Origin of the sequence: Marinobacter sp. CA1 (assembly GCF_020546665.1) — a bacterium.
GTDB classification, from domain to species: domain Bacteria; phylum Pseudomonadota; class Gammaproteobacteria; order Pseudomonadales; family Oleiphilaceae; genus Marinobacter; species Marinobacter xestospongiae.
Genome location: NZ_CP071785.1, coordinates 4,222,353 through 4,239,419, shown reverse-complemented (window position 1 = coordinate 4,239,419; position 17,067 = coordinate 4,222,353). Strand labels below are relative to the sequence as shown.

Sequence of the window (17,067 nt, the reverse complement as noted above, 5' to 3'; positions counted from 1 at the left end):
TGATGACGAAAACAATGCGGTTGGTAAGCGTATTCGCAGCCTTGCTCACCCTGGCCGGTTGTGTGGTTGCCAATGCGATTGTTGAACCCTATACCAATCTGCATTTCCGGGCGTTGGGCAGCATCAACCCGGACGACAATGAACGCGCTTCGCCATTGGTGGTTCGCGTATATGAGCTGAGCTCGGCTGACGGTTTCGAAGGGGCGGACTTCTTTGATCTCTACGATAACGCGGAAGCCGTTCTGGGCGAAGATCTGTTGAGTTCCACCGAAATGGTGCTCCGCCCCGGCCGCAGTGTGACCCACGAAATGCGGCTTGATGAGGCGACCACCCATATTGGCGTTATTGGCGCGTTTCGTGACATCGAGAATGCCGACTGGAAACTCAACCTGAAGGCGAATCCACAGGAGTACAAGAATCGTGACATCATGATTGATCGGCGCTCGATCACTCTGATTCGCGATTAAGTCGGGACCATTTTATCCCGGCGGTATCTGCTGGGCCCGTATTACACAGGAATCTGACATCATGGAACGATTGGCCAAAGTCGCCTGGTCTGAGGGTATGCTGCTCAGGCCGCAGCATTTCCAACAGCAGGACCGCTTTCTCTATCAGGTCGCCAGGGAGCGTCATACCCGCACCGATGTCCATGGCTATGGTCTGTCGGAGGTGGAGCTGGACCCGCAGGCGCTGGGCCTTGGCCAGGTATCGGTGGTGCGTGCCGCGGGTATCTTCCCGGACGGCATGCCGTTTGAGTTCGATCAGGGCAACGCTCTGGTGATGGAGATTCCCGCCGACGCCCGCGATGAACTGGTGTATCTGGCGTTGCCCATGGAAAAACTGGCCGGTACCAACATCGCCGCTGATGCAACGTCCCAGACGGCCCGTTATCGCTTCGAGGAAGGTCGTCTTCTGGATGACTCCGCCGACGATGGAGAAGAAGAGGTACTTGGGCTGGCCCACCTCAACCCGCGTTTGAAGTTGGGTCGTGATGACCTGGCCGGGTTCGCCTACCTGGCAGTGGCGCGCATTGTCGAAGTGGTCAACGAGAAAGACGTTAAGCTCGACCGCAGTTTTATCCCGCCCTGTCTGGATGTTGCGGCCATGCCGCCACTGGCTTCGTTCCTGCGGGAAACCCTGGGCATGGTCAAGCAGCGCGCCAAGGCGCTGGCGGTTCGCATGCAGAAAGGTGCTGAGCAGTCCTCCACCCTGTTTGACGTGCTGATGCTACAGACACTCAACCGTTGGCAGCCGATGCTGGAGCACCTGAAGATTTCTTCCCAGGTCCATCCGGAACGGTTCTACGAGTTGGCCATCACGCTCACCGGTGAGCTGGCACTGTTCACCCGGACGGAAAAGATGGTGCCGGCATTGCCGCCCTACCGACACGAACAGCTGACCGAGACCTTTGGTGACCTGGCGGCGTTACTGAGCCAGTCCCTCAGCACCGTGCTCGAGCAAACCGCTATTGCCCTGCGCCTGGAAGAAGCCCAATACGGCATTCGTGTGGCGCCATTGCCGGACGGCAGTCTGTTGGATTCCGCGCAGCTAGTGTTGGCGGTGAAGGCGGATCTGACCACCGAAGATATTCGCCGACGGCTGCCGGCTCAGATCAAACTGGGTGCGGTCGAGCACATCCGCGATCTGGTCAACAACCACCTGCCTGGGATTCCGGTCAGCGCCCTGCCAGTGGCTCCGCGCCAGATTCCCTACCATGCCGGGTATCACTATTTCCTGCTGGACGGCAAGAGCGAGCGTTGGCAGCATCTCAAGCAGAGTGGCGGATTGGCCATTCATGTTTCCGGCAATTACCCGGGGCTCGAACTTGAGCTGTGGGCCATTCGGCAATAGCCGTTGACGGATATTCAGCAGGGATTGCTCTATGAACGACAGCACCATCATCAAGCCGCGCCCGGGAGCCAAGCAGGTTCCCACCTCCGCACCGGAAGCGGCCGCTGCACCAGACCAAACGGTGATGGCCGATGCCGCTTCGGCAACGCCTTCCTACAGCCGTTTCAAGTTGCCGGAGACCAGTCTGGGAGCCGTGTGCGACCAGGCCTCGAGGCTGCTGTCCCTGGCCGTTCGGTTGCTGGGCGCGGCCCGGGTCGATGACGTCGCCGACCTCCGTCGTCAGTGCATGGATCTGGTTCGCGAGTACCAGGCCAATCTGAAAGCCGCAAACCTGACACCGGATACGGTGGAAACTGCGTCCTACTGTGTCTGCGCGTTGATTGACGAGATTGTGCTGAACAGTGAGTGGGGGCAGAGCGGGCATTGGGCGGCGCATTCGCTGTTGTCTGAGTTCCATTCCCAGACCTGGTCCGGTACGCATTTTTTCGACCTGGTTGCTGGCGCCCGGCGCACCACCAATACCGAAGTGATGATGCTGCAGTACCTCTGCCTGTCGCTGGGCTTCAAGGGCAAGTACCGGGTTGAGGAACGGGGCCAGGAAGAACTCGATACCCTGCGGGATTGCCTCTATCACGAGATCTGCGCCAAACATGGCCGCTTTGCCACGCCCTTTGAAAAGTCCTGGGAGCAGAAGATTGAGTCTGGCCCCGGCGTTACCCGGGGCGTGCCAGTCTGGGTTGGGGCGTCCGTCTGTGCGGTAGTGCTGCTGCTGTTCTACCTGGGCTTTTCCCATACTCTCGATTCCAGCTCGGAGCCGGTGCTGGAGGCAATGAACCAGCTGGCAATTCCCGCTGTTCAGGAGCCGACCGGCAACGCCAACCCGAATCAGGCGAATTATCTGCGTCGTATTCTCCAGACCGAGATCGACAAGGGGCTGGTCGAGCTGGACGCAGAGGACAATGGCCGCGTTACCCTGCGCATTGGCAACGAGTCGCTGTTTGAGTCCGGCGGTTCCGAATTGCGTGAGGACACCCTGCCGTTAATGAACAAGATTGCCCGGGCACTGGAATCCACGGAAGGCTCCGTGATGGTGACCGGCCATACCGACAATCAGCCCATATCCACCTCCCGCTACCCCTCCAACTGGCACCTGTCGTTGGCTCGTGCCACCGCCGTGTCGGATGAATTGGCCGGTGCCGCCAATCTGGAGGGCCGGTTGTGGCCGGAAGGTCGTGGGGAGGCTGAGCCCCGGTTCGACAATGCCACGGCAGAGAACCGGGCCCGCAACCGACGCGTGGAAATCAGTCTGATTCCCTGAGATCCGATGACGGAGTATTTGAGGTAAAACCCTATGGCATGGATTCGCCGGATGCTGTCCAAGATTACGCTGCGAGCCCTTTTTATTCTGTTGGGCTTTGTTGCGCTCGTTATTCTGGTCTGGTTTGGTGGCCCGTTGCTGGCTATTGCCGACTGGAAGCCGTTTGAGTCCGTGCTGGCCCGGGTGACGTTCCTGCTGCTGCTGGTGATTTCCTACCTGGCGATTCAGTTGTGGCGGACCCGTCGGGAGCGCAAGGACAACGAAAGGGTGGTCAGCGAAATGATGGCCTCCGAGGAAGGGGATGAGCTGTTGCGGGAAGAGCTGGAAACCCAGCGCAATAACCTGCGTAAAGCACTCGCCCTGGTCCGTAAGTGGAAGCCGGGTCGCTTCCGCTCTGTCTATGAGTTGCCCTGGTACATGATTGTGGGGGCGCCGGGTTCCGGCAAATCCACGGCGTTGCTCAACTCCGGCCTGGAGTTTCCGCTGAAGAGCGAGATGGGGCTGGATTCGGTAAAAGGCGTGGGTGGCACCCGCTACTGTGACTGGTGGTTTACCAACCGGGCGGTCATTATCGATACCGCCGGCCGCTACACCACTCAGGAATCCGGCGACAAGCGCGATGCCAAAGGCTGGAATGCGTTCCTGGGCCTGCTGAAGAAGTACCGATCACGCCAGCCCATCAATGGTGTCATTGTAGCTGTGAGTGTGGCGGATCTGCTGGAGCAGACGCCGACCGAGCAGGCGTTGCACGCCCGGGCGATCAAACAGCGGGTTCAGGAGCTGAAGAACCGCCTTGGCGTGGTGTTTCCGGTCTATGTGATGCTGACCAAGTTCGACCTGCTGGACGGCTTTGTTGATACCTTCGGCATGCTGTCCGAGCAGGAGCGGGAAGACGTGCTCGGGCTGACCTTCGAGCTGGATTCGGTCAAGGACCCCGAGCGTCTGCCGGTGGTGTTCGACGAGGAGTTCAACCAGTTGCTTGGACGGCTCAGCCACTTCCTGCTCCATCGTCTGCAGCAGGAGCGGGCCCCGGATACCCGCCGTCGTGTCTATGAGTTCCCCAAACAGGTCGCCCTGCTCAAGGCACCGTTGTGGAATCTGCTCAAAGACGTGTTCTTCCCCTCCGCCTACGAGGAAGTACCGTTGCTGCGAGGGGTGTACATGGTGTCCTCCGAGCAGGGACAGCCGGCGTTCGACAAGGTCTCTGGCCTGGTCGATCAGCAGTTCAAGCTTCAAACCCCGAAAGAAAAACGCGATCTGCGGGGCGTCCCCGACGATGGTTTCTTCCAGCGCAAGCTGTTTGACCAGATCATCTTTTCCGAGCATGGCCTGGCGGTGACTGACCGCAGCAAGGCCAAGCAGATGACTCTGACCCGCCGGATTGCCTTTGCCGCCATGGCGGTACTGACGGTGGGGCTGGCAACTGCCTGGTACCTGGACTATGCCAAGGCGCGGGATTCCATTGACCAGTTTGCTGCTCGCACCGAGTCTCTGGATCAGCACCTCGACAAGGTGCCGGAGGAGGCCGACTGGCTGGTGCTGGAAGGGCTGCTGGATGAATCCGCCCAACTGGTGGGCGGAGAGGCGGAAACCGCCATGCCGGGCTTCTCGTCGTTGGGTTATTTCCAGGTTCAGGGCCTGCGTCAGGCTGCCGAAGGCGTGCATGGCCGGGTGATGCAGTACCGTTTGGGCGGCACCCTGAAGCGGACGCTGGAAGAGGACATCCGGCTTCATCTCGACAACCCGGAATATCTGTACGAGGCCCTCAAGAGCTACCTGATGATGGGGGACCGCAGTCGCTACAACGAGCAGCAGGTGGCGCTGTGGCTGGAGTATCTGCTGAGCCAGCAGTTGCCGGGCGAGATCAACCGGCCCCAGCGTGAGGCTCTGCTGGCCCATCTGCAGGACTACCTCGCCCTGGAGCAGCCGTTGCGGGTCTCGAACTCGCTGGTGGAGCAGGCGCGGAATGAGTTGACCGCTGTGCCTCTGGCGGAACGGGCTTACCAGCGCATCAAGATGGATGCCCAGGCCGCCGGTCTGCCGGAATTCCGACTACCGATGGTACTCGGCACCGTGGCGTCAGAAGTGTTTGAGCGCCGTTCCGGCGAAAGCCTCCATGAGGGTATTCCGGCGCTTTACACCAAATCCGGTTACCAGGGCGTGTTCGAACCTGAACGTGACCAGATTGTCAGTCACCTGCTGGAGGACTCCTGGGTCTACGGTGAGGATTCCAAGGACTATCGCAATCTGGACGAAGCTCGAATCAAGTCGCTGGTCGAGGACCAGTACTTCCGGGACTACATCTACACCTGGGAGTCGTTCCTGTCGGATCTGAAGATCCGTTCCTTCGGCAGTCCTGAGCAGGGCCGTTACCTGACCAACCTGCTGAGTGGGCCCGACGCCCCACTCAATCGACTGGTATCGGCGGTGAAGTACAACACCCAGTTGTCGCTGGATACCGGTGACAACTCGGCCCAGATGGATGCCGCCAAGGATCAGGCGATGGAGGAGGCTACCCGTAAAAGCCGGGCCTTCGACCGTCTCAACCGTCTGATGCCTCTGGCCGGCGAAGAGCCGCAGCAGACCACGCTGGTGGATGACGCCTTCAAGGTCATGCACAACATCAAGGAAGAGACCTTCCAGTCGCTGCAGGACAAGACTCGCATCATGTCCCGGTATTTTGCTGAACAGGCCAGCGGCGGCAACAACTTCCAGACCGTGTCCCGGGCGGATTTCAACGCTGCGGTCACCGGTTTCTACGCCACCGTCAGCAACACCCAGTCGTCCCACCTGGAGTCGATTGTTTCCGGCTTTGCCCGCGAGTCCCGGGGCCTGGTCCGCACGTCCGCGACCCAGAAGATCAATGGTCTCTGGCGTAACGAGGTCTATCGGGAATACAGTTCGGCGATTGCCGGGCTGTACCCGGTTGATCCGTCGGCGAGTGAAGAGATCAGCCTGGCCGACTTCAGTCAGTTCTTCGGCTATGGCGGCACGGTGGACAACTTCTTCCAGCAGTATGTGGCCGAGCATGTCGATACCTCCCGCACGCCCTGGAAACTGTCCACGGACCTGAACATTCGTGGTTCCAGTCTGCGTTTCTTCCAGCGGGCAAGCCGCATCCGGGAGGCTTTCTTCGTCGAAGGTACCAAGACTCTGCGGGTGCCGTTCTCAGTACAGACTGTCTACCTGGACAACCGGGTCACCCAGTTCTCGTTTGAAGCGGGTGGCAATGAACTGAATTACCGTCATGGACCGGCCCGTCGCCATCCGTTCGTGTGGCCTGGTGATACCAATGGTGGCGTGCGGGTGGCGGTTAACCCGGGCTCGACCTCGGATGCCGTGGTGCAGCGGTCCTTCCAGGGCGAATGGGCGCTGTTCCATATGCTGGATGCCTACGACGGCCTGTCCGGTGAAGGCCGTGAGCTGACCCTGGAAGTGATGCTGAGTGATTATCTGGCCCGCATCAAGGTTGAACCGTCCTCTGTGAAGCACCCCTTCCGCAGTGGGCTGGTCCAGAACTTCACTCTGCCGTCCCGGCTGTAGCGCGAGGAGTATCGATTGATGTGGGGATACATGGGGAAAGTGCCCGGACGTGGTGATTTTATCACCGTGGATGTCCGCCCCGATGTCCGGGATCTGTTCTTCGAGTGGTGCCAGGCATCCCTGGCCGTGAGCCGGGACCAGTTGGCGGATCGCTGGATGGACGCCTACCTGACATCACCAATCTGGCACTTCTGTGCAGCGCCGGGCGCGATTCTTGATGTGGGCCTGGTGGGTACCCTGATCCCGTCCGTGGATCGTGTCGGTCGGCATTTTCCGTTCCTGGTGGTTCGGGAGTTCAGCGGCCAGACCCTGGATGGCTGGCGTCAGCCGGAATGGGCCTCAGAGATGGAAGACTGCATCCTGGCGGTGCTGGACGATGGCTGGCAGGAAGAAAGCTGGCAGCAGCGACTGGCCGAGGTGGCCGCCCCCGCCCCGTCACCCGCCACCATGAAGTGCCCTGCGGGGGAGGGCAATCTGGTATTTCCGTCCGCGGGTAGCGAGTCGGACTGGTTGCAGGCGATGCTGAAGAAAGATCGTCGCAACACAGTCTGGTGGACCCAGGGATCGGCGTTTGTCGAGCCTGTGACCCTGTTGACAGACGGGCTGCCAAAAATCGGCCAGTTTGTCTCAATGATGGTGGGCCAATGGCCCAGTCATGGCTGGCTGGAAGCCGAGTTTTACGGGGAGGGACGCTAGGCGTGCGATTGTCTTCAGCCCAGTTTACCCACACGGGCGCCGTGCGGGATCACAATGAGGACGCGTTTCTGTCGTTTCCCGAGGACGGCCTCTGGGTGGTCGCCGATGGTATGGGCGGGCACCAGGCCGGCGACGTTGCCAGTCAACTGATTTGCGACACCGTGACCTCTGAGCGTCTGCGACACGGTAACGCCCTCGCCAATGAGGATCTCAAACGGGCATTCCTGCTCGCCAATGAGCGGATTCGCCAGTATGGCGAGCAGCAGCACCCGGGCGCGACCATGGGGTCGACTCTGGTGGCGTTGAAGATCGTCGATGACCGCTATCAGGTATTGTGGATCGGCGACAGCCGGGCCTATCTGTTACGCAATGGTCGTCTGCAGCGTCTGTCCAGGGACCACAGTCAGGTGGCGGATCTGGTGGAGCAGGGGGTGTTGTCAGAAGAAGAGGCGGAGAGCCATCCGCTGTCAAATGTCATCACCCGGGCGCTGGGTGTTGAGGATGAGCCGGTGATTGATGTGGTTGAAGGTGAGGTATTGCCTGGTGACCGCTTCCTGTTGTGCACCGATGGCATCAGTAAGGAGTTTGAACTGCAGGAGCTTGAAGCCCTGCTTGCTGGTGAGCCGATCGACGACATCAATCAGGCGATCCGTCACTCCGCGCTGGTCAAAGGCTGTCGGGATAACATCACCTCGATCATCGTACAGGTGGATCATCAGATGGCGTGGAACGATCGTCCCGCCGTGCAGGGGGATTCCACGCTGCCGCTGGGTCAGTGGAACGTGTAACGGACTATGAATGAAGTGGATGCAGGATTGCTATGACCGACGTTGATTCCCGCCTGTTGCCGTTTGAGGCCCTGCTGGCTGACATCTCAGAAGATGCACCCTGCGGTGATGACACCCGTGAGGATGCATCGCCGCTGTCGCCCTATTTTACCCTCAAGGATGTGCGGAATCAGGCTCGTGCCCTGGAGCGGCAGGTGTTCTCCGATGAGGAGCCGCCGCAGATCTCCCAATGGCGTCAGCTGCTTGACGATATTCCGCCGCTGCTGGAAAGCCGTTCCAAGGACCTGGAGTTTGTGGCCTGGCTGATCGAAGCCCTGTGCCGCGAGTACGGTTTTGACGGGGTCAGGGAAGGTTTTGAGCTGGCCCGCGAGATGATTGAACGCCACTGGGACCATATCTACCCGTCACCGGATGAGGAGGGTCTGGATACCCGGATCTCGCCGCTGGTAGGGCTCAACGGCGTGGATGGCGAAGGCACTCTGATTCGCCCGATCATATCCGTCCCACTGTTCTTCAGCGGCGATGGCAACGACATTTTCGCCACCTGGCATGCCGAGCAGGCCGCCGAGGTGGCCCGCCTGGATGAAGACAAGGCCGAAGCCCGTATTCGCAGTGGCTCGGTGTCACCGGATGCCCTGGATGCCGCCGCCAAGGAAACCCCGATTGAGCATTTGGTCGCAATGCGGGTTGCCATTGAGGCCGCCAGCAAGTCCTTCGCGGCGTTGTCCGATGCCATGGACGAGGCCATGCACGGGGAGCCGCAGCCGACCACCAATATCCGTAAGGCGCTGGAACGCTGCCTGCTGATGCTCAATCACCATGCTGGTGAGCGTATTGACCAGTACCTGTCCCAGCAGGCGGATGAGGTGGTTGAAACAGCCGCCGAAGAAGATGCCGCCAGTGCGGATGGGGAAGCGCCGGTCGCCGAGGGGCGGCGCAGCGTTGACCCGGTCAAGGTGGCGATCGAGAGCCGTAAAGAAGCCCTTGAGCAGCTGCAGCGGTTGTCCGATTTTTTTCTCAAGACCGAGCCGCATTCGCCGGTGTCCTATGCCATTACCCGGGCAGTTCGATGGAGCGAGCTGTCCTTGCCAGAACTTATGGAGGAGTTGATAGACGATGGCGGAGCCCGTGACGGGTTCTTCAAACTAACCGGTGTGCCTGCCCCCGAGCGGGAATGACCACTCGAAAACTAACAGTGACGCTCAACAGGAGACAGCGACATGGAAAGCATCCACAACAAACTGTCCCGGGTCCGCAAGCCCCGGGTACACATTACCTATGACGTAGAAACGGAAGGGGCCCTGGTCAAGAAAGAGCTGCCGTTTGTTGTCGGTGTCATGGGAGATTTTTCCGGTAATAACAATACCGATTTGAAGCCCCTCAGGGATCGTCGCTTCATTCAGATTGATCGGGATAATTTTGACGACGTGCTGCGTCGGATGAGCCCGAAACTCAAACTCAAGGTGGACAACAAGCTGGCGGATGACGATTCCCAGATGTCCGTTGAGCTGGAGTTCAACTCCATTGAAGACTTCCAGCCAGCCGCAGTGGTCGACCAGGTTGAGCCTCTGCGCCACCTGATGGAAACCCGTAACAAGCTGCGTGACCTGCTGACCAAGGTCGACCGGTCGGAAGAGCTGGAAGAACTGCTGGAACGCGTACTGAACAACTCGGATGACCTGCAGGCACTGAGTTCGGAACTGAATCGCACTAAGGAGGACAAGGAATGAGTCTTGAAACCCAGGCTACGGACGCGGTTGTCGAAGAGGAAGGCGGAGCCCTCAGTCTCCTGGATCAGGCCATCGGGGCTACCAAGCAGACCGAGAGCAGCCGAGCGGAGGAGCTGATTCGCACTCTGGCTGAAGAGGCGATGAAGGGCACGATGACCTGGAATAAAAACCTGACCATCACCTTCTCCCAGGCGATCTCCAAGATCGATAAAATGATCTCCGGTCAGTTGTCCGAGATCATGCATCAGGAAGATTTCCAGAAACTGGAAGGTTCCTGGCGGGGTATGCACCACCTGGTGATGAACTCCGAGACCAGCGCCATGCTGAAGATCCGCATGCTCAACCTGAGCAAAAAGGACCTTCACAAGGACCTGTCCAAGGCGGTGGAATTCGACCAGAGCCAGATCTTCAAGAAGATCTACGAGTCCGAGTTCGGCACCCCGGGTGGCGAACCTTACGGTGTGATGATTGGGGACTACGAGTTCACCAATCACCCGAACGATGTTGAGACTCTGGGTCTGATGTCCAACGTTGCCGCTGCCGGCTTCTGTCCGTTTGTGTCTGCCGGTGGTTCTGGCCTGTTCGGCTTCGACAACTGGACCGAACTGTCCAAACCGCGGGACCTGGAAAAAGTGTTCGAGTCCCTCGAGTACACCAAATGGCGTTCGTTCCGTGAAAGCGAGGATTCCCGCTTTGTCACGCTGACCATGCCTCGGGTACTGGCTCGTCTGCCTTATGGCCAGGCTACCAAACCGGTGGAAGAGTTCGGTTTCGAAGAGTTCGAGATTGATCCGGAAACCGGCATGGCGGTGCGCCCGGAGCACGAAGATTACTGCTGGATGAATGCCTCCTACGTGATGGGCAGCCGGATGACCAACGCCTTCGCCAAGTATGGTTTCTGCACCGCCATCCGTGGTGCCGAAGGCGGTGGTAAAGTCGAGGGACTGCCGGCCCATATCTTCCGCAGTGATGATGGTGATCCGGACCTCAAGTGCCCGACCGAGATCGGTATCACCGACCGTCGTGAGGCTGAGCTCAGCAAGCTCGGCTTCCTGCCGCTGTGTCACTACAAGAACACCGATTACGCCGTGTTCTTTGGCGCCCAAAGCTGCCAGAAGCCGAAGATCTACGACAATCCGGATGCCACGGCCAACGCCGCTATTTCAGCTCGTCTGCCGTACATGATGGCCACTTCCCGCTTTGCCCATTACCTCAAGGTGATGGCTCGGGACAAGATCGGTTCCTTCATGGAGTCGGAAGACGTGGAAAACTGGCTGAACCGCTGGATTCTTGGTTACGTCAACGCCTCCGAGGGCGGTGGTCAGGAAATTCGGGCCAAGTTCCCGCTGGCAGACGCCAAGGTTAAGGTGCGTGAGATCCCGGGTAGCCCGGGTTCCTACAACGCCATTGCCTGGCTGCGCCCCTGGCTGCAGATGGAGGAACTCACCACCTCCCTGCGCCTGGTCGCAAAAATCCCAGAGATTGGTAACTAAGACTGTTTCCCGGGGCCCGGATGGGCCCCGGGACGGTTTGGAGTCTTCATGAGCGCAGCGTTGACGTTTGTCGACAAGGACTATCTGAATCAGCGGAAGTCGCGCCAACCCAAGCAACCGGGCCTGACCCGGGGGCTGGCGGAGCGCCTGGTGGCTGAGTCGGATGACCAGCGGGCACTGATGCTGTTCCTTAGTCAGTATCACGGCCGTGCGGGCTGGACCTCGGATGAGGTTCGGGCGGCGCTGTCGAAGGTGATCCTGAAGCTGGATCGCCTGCTCAATGCCCAGCTCAATGAAATCCTGCATCACCCCGAGTTCCAGGACCTGGAAGCCAACTGGCGGGGCGTCAGCCTGCTGGTAGAGCAGGCTGCGCTGGATGATCGTCAGGATGTGGTGAGGATAAAAGTTCTGGATGCCTCTTGGGAAACCGTTGCTGCGGATCTGAACCGGGCGATCGAGTTTGATCAGTCGCGACTGTTTGCCAAGGTGTATTCGCAGGAGTTTGGTAGTCCGGGGGGAGAGCCGTTTGGTTTGCTACTGGGTACCTACAGTGTCAGTCACCGAACACGGGGGGGCGTGGCCAACCTGGACACGCTGAGGGAGTTGGCCCAGGTGGCGGCGGCTGCGTTTTCGCCGCTGATCCTCAATGCGGCTCCCAGCTTCTTTGGCGTTGATAACTATGCAGAGCTGACTGGTGTCCGAGATCTGGAGAGTCATTTCTCCCAGGTGGAGCTGACCGGTTGGCGTTCGTTGCGGGAAGTGGACGATGCCCGTTTCCTTGGTCTGGCGGTGCCCCGCATGCTGATGCGACCGCCACATCGGGAACTGGGCGAGGGCGCTGAAGCCTTCGGGTTTCTGGAGCGTCGGGAGGTGACCGATAAGGACTATCTGTGGGGGCCGGCCTGTTTTGCCTTTGGCACCGTGGCCATCCGGGCATTCTGCGAATCCGGCTGGTTTTCCCATATTCGCGGTTTTCGGGCTGGCCGGGTGGCCCATGGCACGGTCGACAACATGCCGGAAATCTCCGACATCAACCGATCAGGGCGCCTGTTCCCGACACGCCAGGCAGTGGACTGGCAAATCAGTGATCGGATGGAAAAGGCCCTTGCCGAGGAGGGGTTTCTGCCGTTGGTGCCATTACCCAACACCCCCATGCTGGTGTTTCACTCGGTGCCTTCGATTCAGCAGCCAAAGTCCTACGAATTGCTGGCAGCCAACGTCAGCGCCAAGCTGTCGGCCATGCTGCACTACATTCTCTGCGTGTCCCGTTTCGCTCATTACCTCAAAGTGATGGGACGGGATCGTGTAGGGGGCTACCGTACCCCGGAGGAATGCGAGTCCCAGCTGCAACGCTGGATACACGGCTACACCATGGCCACCGAAGGCGCCTCGGATGAACTAAGGGCGCGCTTCCCGCTGCGTGATGCCAAGGTGTCCGTCAAGGCGCGGGCCGGTGAACCGGGCAAGTACTACTCGATTATACACCTTCAGCCTCACTTCCAGCTGGACCAGTTGGTCACCGGAATGCGGCTGATTACGGAACTGACACCGGTGGACGGGCATTAGCCCGCACCGCCATATGAGTTGACATTTGGAGGACTCAGGAATGGATGCCATCAAGCAGCATCTGGCCAGCGGACAACTGCAGCAGGCCATTGAAGAAGCAACGCAGATGATCAAGGCCCAGCCCGGCGCCGCCGACCTGCGCGCATCATTGATTGAGCTGTTGTGTGTGGCCGGTCAACTGGAGCGGGCGGACGAAATGCTGGGTTCACTGGCCCGCCACCACCCGGACTGGCTTGCCGGTGCCGCCAACCTGCGCCAACTGATCCGGGCCCAGCAGTCCCGCCTGGCGTTTCGGGATGGCAAGCTGGCCGAGGAAGTCGTGGCTACAGAAGGCGCGGACCTGGAAGCTCTGCTGGCGCTGCGGCTGGCGCTGAGCCAGGACGACGTGGCGGCGGCAGAACAGGAAGCGGCGAAACTGGAGCAGACCCGTACGGCGGCGACCTTCCGTTTCGGCGACGCTGAGGGAGATACCCGGGATTGTGATGACGCTCTGTGTGGCTTTATCGAGGCCCTGGGGGCCGATGGCCACTTCTACCTCTGGCGCTGGTCTGAGATTGAAGCCATCGACTTCCACCCGCCGACGTCACCGGTCGAGCTGATCTGGCGTCGGGCGGACGTGGAGCTGGTATCCGGCAAGCAGGGCGAGGTGTTTATACCGCTGACCTACGTCGATAGCCAGTCCGACGAGGAGCGGCTGGGCCGGGTGACCGACTGGCAGGAGCGGTCGGAAGGACTGATCACCGGTATCGGTCTCAAGCTGTTCCTGGTTGGTGATGACGCCATCAGTCTGGAATCGCTGAAGCGTGTTGAGCGCGTCGAGCTTGCTCATGCCGATTGATAGCTCGGTTCGCCTGCAGATGAGCCTGCTGGACCGGCTCGCCGCCGACGGCGATGCCCGGGCCACGGTCTCGTCCATCCGCCAGTCGGTGCGGCAGGACCTGGAAGCGCTGCTGAACACCCGCCGTTCCTGGCTGGAGCTGCCGGCGGAACTGCGGGAGCTTAAGCAGTCGGTGCTGGGGTTCGGATTGCCGGATTTTACCGTTATGGATCTCAGTACCACTGACGCCCGGCAATGGCTGTGCGAGGAAATCCGCCAGACCATTATCCGCTTCGAGCCGCGACTGACCCGAGTGAGCGTGGAAGCTGAAGATGGGGACACCCCATTGAATCGGCAACTGAGGCTGCGAATTGATGCCATTTTGCTGGTGGACCCGGTGCCGGAGCCGGTGGCGTTTCAGTCCGACCTCGAGCCTATTAACCTGTCGATGACCCTGCAGGAGTGTGCGTGATATGAGTGACGAACTCCTCCAGTACTATAACCGCGAATTGGCCTACCTGCGTCGTCAGGGGGCCGAGTTTGCCAAGGCCTACCCCAAGGTGGCGGGTAACCTGCGGGTGAGCGACGAGTCGGTGGAAGATCCCCATGTCTCGCGTTTGCTGGAGGGGGTCGCATTCTTGACCGCCCAGATCCGTCAGCGACTGGACGATCATTTTCCGGAGTTGACCAGCATCCTGATGGGCAACCTGTTCCCGGACTACATGGCGCCGATTCCATCGATGACGATCCTGCAACTCGCCGCTGGTGCCTCGCAGACCCATTGCGCCGCCCTTGATCCGCAGCAGCGCTATGAAACCCAGGTCGAACGGATGCCGGCGTGTGAGTTCCGCTCGCCATCCAGTCACTATCTGGCGCCGGTGGAGGTGGTCTCCGGGGCCTTTGAGAATGCTCCTTTTGATGCTCCCCGTCCCGCTGGCTCGGAAGGGGCCCAGAGTGTGATCAAGCTGCGGCTGAAGTCGACGCTGCCATTCAGCGAGATTGATCTGCCGTCGTTGCGGTTCTACCTCCACGGCCAGACCCACCTGAGCAACGAGCTGTATGATCTGATCCATCGGTCCGGAGTGGGCTTCGCGGTGGTACCGACCCACGACACCCGCCAGATCCGTTTCTTTGGCACCAAGCAGTTGCAGCCGGTGGGTTTTGAGCCGGAAGACGCGCTTGTGCCGTATCGCAAGCGCAGCTTTGACGGCTTCCGGCTGCTGGTGGAGTTTTTCCTGTTTCCCGAAAAGTTCCTGTTTGCCGACCTGGCGGGCCTGGCGGGCACCTGGCCGGAACACGACGAAGTCGACCTGTACATCTACCTCGGTGAACAGTCGAGCGAGCAGGAAAAGAGCTTTGTACCAGAGCACATGAGGTTGTGGTGTGTGCCGGCGGTGAACCTGTTTGACGAGTCTCTGGAACCCGTTGCCAATGACGACAGCAATCATGAGCACCGGCTGGTGTCCCGGTTTCGTGGGGCGGAGACTTTTGAAGTGGTCAGCGTCCAGTCGGTCAACCTGGTAGAAAATGAGAACATCCGCGAGATGGCGCCCTTCTACGGCCTCGGCCATCCGCGCTGGCAATCCGGGCTTGATGTCTACTGGCACCTTGGCCGCCGGGACGCGGACTGGGCGGGCGGCCAGTTTGAGCCGGGTTTTGAGACCTACCTGTCGCTGGTGGACCGGCGTTTCAACCACCGTACCCAGGATGATCTGCCAGAAGACGAGACCCTGATGGTCAATGCCTGGTGTTGCAACCGCAACATTCCGGAGCGGCTGCCCTTCGGCGGTGGCGAGCCCCGGTTCCGGGCCATCGGTGAACCGCTGGTGGAGGAGGCCGTGGCGCTGGTGCCACCGACCGCAACCACCCGTCCGGACCTGTCAGACGGTACCCGTTGGGAGTTTATCCAGCAGCTCAACCTGGAACACTTTGCCGGTGACGATGCCCTGGAACGCCTGAAGGCGGTGTTGCAGCTGCACGATTTCCGCCACACCCCGGAGACCCAGGCACTCATCGAAGGCATTGAAGACGTGACCATGAAGCGCGTGGCTGCCCGGGTTGGCAAAGGGGTCCACAGCGGCCTGTGCCAGGGCACCGAAATCCAGGTCACCTTCTCCAAGCCCAGCTATGCCGGCACCAGTATTTACCTGTTTTCGGCCATCCTGGATCGCTTCTTTGCCCAGTTTACCCAGGTCAATACCTTTACCCGGGTACGTATCCGCCTTGGTGGTCATCACCGTGACTATTGCCTGTGGCCAGCTCGCGCAGGCGAGCGGGAGCTGCTCTGATGGCAACGCCGACCACCCTGTACCGCGCTGTGTGGAAAGCCGAACGACAGCTGGTTGGTGACCGTAAAGGTTATCACCGGGTCGGCCATGACGGTTGGCCGAACAAGGAGGTGGTGCGCTTTCGATCGAGCCAGAACCTTGGGTTTGCCGGCCAGGATCTGGTGACACAGCGCGCCCGGCGTAGTGACGACGGTGACGACGGTGTCGTGCAGCACGATCTTACTGTGGACCTGATGGGGCTGACCGGTGCGCGAGGGGCGATGCCGGCGTGCTTTACCGAGCGGGTGCTGGAGTTGGTCAAGCAGAAGTCGCCGGCCACCCGGGATTTTCTGGATCTCTTCAATCATCGCCTGGTTTCACTGCTTTACCGCAGCTGGGAGAAAACCCAGCCCGCGGTTCATCAGGAGCGTGAGGAAGAAGACATCTTCACCTACATCCTCAAGACCCTGACCGGTTGTGAGGAAAACTGGCAACTCTATTACGGCGCGGCCTTCGCCCGCCATGCCCGCTCCGGCAGTATGTTACGGGCGGTGTTGGAAGACATTACCGGTATGCCGGTGGATGTCCGTGCGATGCAGGGGGAATGGGCCCAGGTGTCCCCGGACGACCAGTCCCGGCTGCCAGACGACGATTGTCCCAAGGGGCAGTTTGCCAACCTTGGCGGGGCGATCCTCGGTAGCCGGGTGTGGATTGCGGACAAGGGCGTGGAAGTGGTTTTCCGTCCCAAATCCCGGGAAGAACTGGTCACGGTGCTGCCTGGCGGTGCCTACAGCAAGACCTTGTTACAGGTAACTCAGCGTCTGGTCAGTGGCCAGACCCGGGTTCGTTATCGGTTGTCGGCCCGTGCCGCCCACCTGACCCACACGATACTGGGGCAGCAGGGCAAGCTCGGCGCTGACAGTTTTATTGGGGCCCGACCGGAATCAACCAAAATGGTCGAGGTCAGTTTCAAGCCAAGCCAAGGAAAGGATTGAATA

Annotated in this window: 14 protein-coding genes; all 14 read left to right on the top strand. The window is 60.1% G+C overall.

Annotation, left to right across the window (positions count from 1 at the left end; all coding sequences use genetic code 11):
• Nucleotides 1-2 precede the first annotated feature (2 nt).
• The 14 genes from tssJ to tssG all read left to right on the top strand — a co-directional run bounded on the left by tssJ (nt 3) and on the right by tssG (nt 17,064).
• Nucleotides 3-467 carry a type VI secretion system lipoprotein TssJ gene (tssJ, locus tag J2887_RS19440; RefSeq protein ID WP_227172777.1) on the top strand — a complete coding sequence of 155 codons (465 nt, stop codon included), beginning with the start codon at nt 3-5 and terminating at the stop codon, nt 465-467.
• Between the two features lie 61 nt (nt 468-528).
• Nucleotides 529-1,851 carry a type VI secretion system baseplate subunit TssK gene (gene tssK, locus J2887_RS19435; protein WP_227172776.1) on the top strand — a complete coding sequence of 441 codons (1,323 nt, stop codon included), beginning with the start codon at nt 529-531 and terminating at the stop codon, nt 1,849-1,851.
• Between the two features lie 31 nt (nt 1,852-1,882).
• Nucleotides 1,883-3,169: a type VI secretion system protein TssL, long form gene (tssL, locus tag J2887_RS19430; protein ID WP_282450594.1), complete on the top strand. Its 1,287-nt coding sequence runs from the start codon at nt 1,883-1,885 to the stop codon at nt 3,167-3,169.
• A 33-nt stretch (nt 3,170-3,202) separates the two neighbouring features.
• Nucleotides 3,203-6,712 (top strand): type VI secretion system membrane subunit TssM, encoded by a 3,510-nt coding sequence (tssM, locus tag J2887_RS19425; protein ID WP_227172775.1) that lies wholly within the window; start codon nt 3,203-3,205, stop codon nt 6,710-6,712.
• 18 nt (nt 6,713-6,730) lie between these two features.
• Entirely contained in the window at nt 6,731-7,408 is a 678-nt protein-coding gene (gene tagF / locus J2887_RS19420) for a type VI secretion system-associated protein TagF (protein WP_227172774.1), read from the top strand.
• A 2-nt stretch (nt 7,409-7,410) separates the two neighbouring features.
• Nucleotides 7,411-8,196, top strand: a complete 786-nt coding sequence (locus tag J2887_RS19415) for a PP2C family protein-serine/threonine phosphatase (RefSeq protein WP_227172773.1) — start codon at nt 7,411-7,413, stop codon at nt 8,194-8,196.
• A gap of 32 nt (nt 8,197-8,228) precedes the next feature.
• Entirely contained in the window at nt 8,229-9,374 is a 1,146-nt protein-coding gene (gene tssA, locus J2887_RS19410; protein ID WP_227172772.1) for a type VI secretion system protein TssA, read from the top strand.
• A 42-nt stretch (nt 9,375-9,416) separates the two neighbouring features.
• The gene (tssB, locus tag J2887_RS19405) at nt 9,417-9,926 is read left to right on the top strand and encodes a type VI secretion system contractile sheath small subunit (RefSeq protein ID WP_227172771.1); all 510 of its coding nucleotides are present in this window, start codon (nt 9,417-9,419) and stop codon (nt 9,924-9,926) included.
• Nucleotides 9,923-11,419, top strand: a complete 1,497-nt coding sequence (gene tssC / locus J2887_RS19400; protein WP_227172770.1) for a type VI secretion system contractile sheath large subunit — start codon at nt 9,923-9,925, stop codon at nt 11,417-11,419. Before tssB ends, tssC (J2887_RS19400) begins: the two co-directional genes overlap by 4 nt.
• Nucleotides 11,420-11,467: 48 nt before the next feature.
• On the top strand, nt 11,468-12,985 hold the full coding sequence (gene tssC, locus J2887_RS19395) for a type VI secretion system contractile sheath large subunit (RefSeq protein ID WP_227172769.1): 1,518 nt from the start codon (nt 11,468-11,470) through the stop codon (nt 12,983-12,985).
• 40 nt (nt 12,986-13,025) lie between these two features.
• Entirely contained in the window at nt 13,026-13,823 is a 798-nt protein-coding gene (locus J2887_RS19390; protein ID WP_227172768.1) for a type VI secretion system accessory protein TagJ, read from the top strand.
• Nucleotides 13,813-14,274, top strand: a complete 462-nt coding sequence (gene tssE, locus J2887_RS19385) for a type VI secretion system baseplate subunit TssE (RefSeq protein ID WP_227172767.1) — start codon at nt 13,813-13,815, stop codon at nt 14,272-14,274. Before J2887_RS19390 ends, tssE begins: the two co-directional genes overlap by 11 nt.
• 1 nt (nt 14,275) lies before the next feature.
• Nucleotides 14,276-16,090, top strand: a complete 1,815-nt coding sequence (gene tssF / locus J2887_RS19380) for a type VI secretion system baseplate subunit TssF (protein WP_227172766.1) — start codon at nt 14,276-14,278, stop codon at nt 16,088-16,090.
• Nucleotides 16,090-17,064, top strand: coding sequence for a type VI secretion system baseplate subunit TssG (tssG, locus tag J2887_RS19375; RefSeq protein ID WP_227172765.1), 975 nt, complete (start codon nt 16,090-16,092; stop codon nt 17,062-17,064). The genes tssF and tssG overlap by 1 nt, the downstream gene beginning before the upstream one ends.
• The last annotated feature ends 3 nt before the right edge of the window (nt 17,065-17,067 follow it).

Bases quoted from the DNA above. Each gene is read 5' to 3' on its own strand.
- tssC (WP_227172770.1), top strand. From the start codon at position 9,923: ATGAGTCTTGAAACCCAGGCTACGGACGCGGTTGTCGAAGAGGAAGGC.
- tssG (WP_227172765.1), top strand. From the start codon at position 16,090: ATGGCAACGCCGACCACCCTGTACCGCGCTGTGTGGAAAGCCGAACGA.
- tssB (WP_227172771.1), top strand. From the start codon at position 9,417: ATGGAAAGCATCCACAACAAACTGTCCCGGGTCCGCAAGCCCCGGGTA.
- tssF (WP_227172766.1), top strand. From the start codon at position 14,276: ATGAGTGACGAACTCCTCCAGTACTATAACCGCGAATTGGCCTACCTG.
- tssK (WP_227172776.1), top strand. From the start codon at position 529: ATGGAACGATTGGCCAAAGTCGCCTGGTCTGAGGGTATGCTGCTCAGG.
- tssJ (WP_227172777.1), top strand. From the start codon at position 3: ATGACGAAAACAATGCGGTTGGTAAGCGTATTCGCAGCCTTGCTCACC.
- tssC (WP_227172769.1), top strand. From the start codon at position 11,468: ATGAGCGCAGCGTTGACGTTTGTCGACAAGGACTATCTGAATCAGCGG.
- tssA (WP_227172772.1), top strand. From the start codon at position 8,229: ATGACCGACGTTGATTCCCGCCTGTTGCCGTTTGAGGCCCTGCTGGCT.
- tssM (WP_227172775.1), top strand. From the start codon at position 3,203: ATGGCATGGATTCGCCGGATGCTGTCCAAGATTACGCTGCGAGCCCTT.
- tssL (WP_282450594.1), top strand. From the start codon at position 1,883: ATGAACGACAGCACCATCATCAAGCCGCGCCCGGGAGCCAAGCAGGTT.
- tssE (WP_227172767.1), top strand. From the start codon at position 13,813: ATGCCGATTGATAGCTCGGTTCGCCTGCAGATGAGCCTGCTGGACCGG.
- tagF (WP_227172774.1), top strand. From the start codon at position 6,731: ATGTGGGGATACATGGGGAAAGTGCCCGGACGTGGTGATTTTATCACC.
- J2887_RS19390 (WP_227172768.1), top strand. From the start codon at position 13,026: ATGGATGCCATCAAGCAGCATCTGGCCAGCGGACAACTGCAGCAGGCC.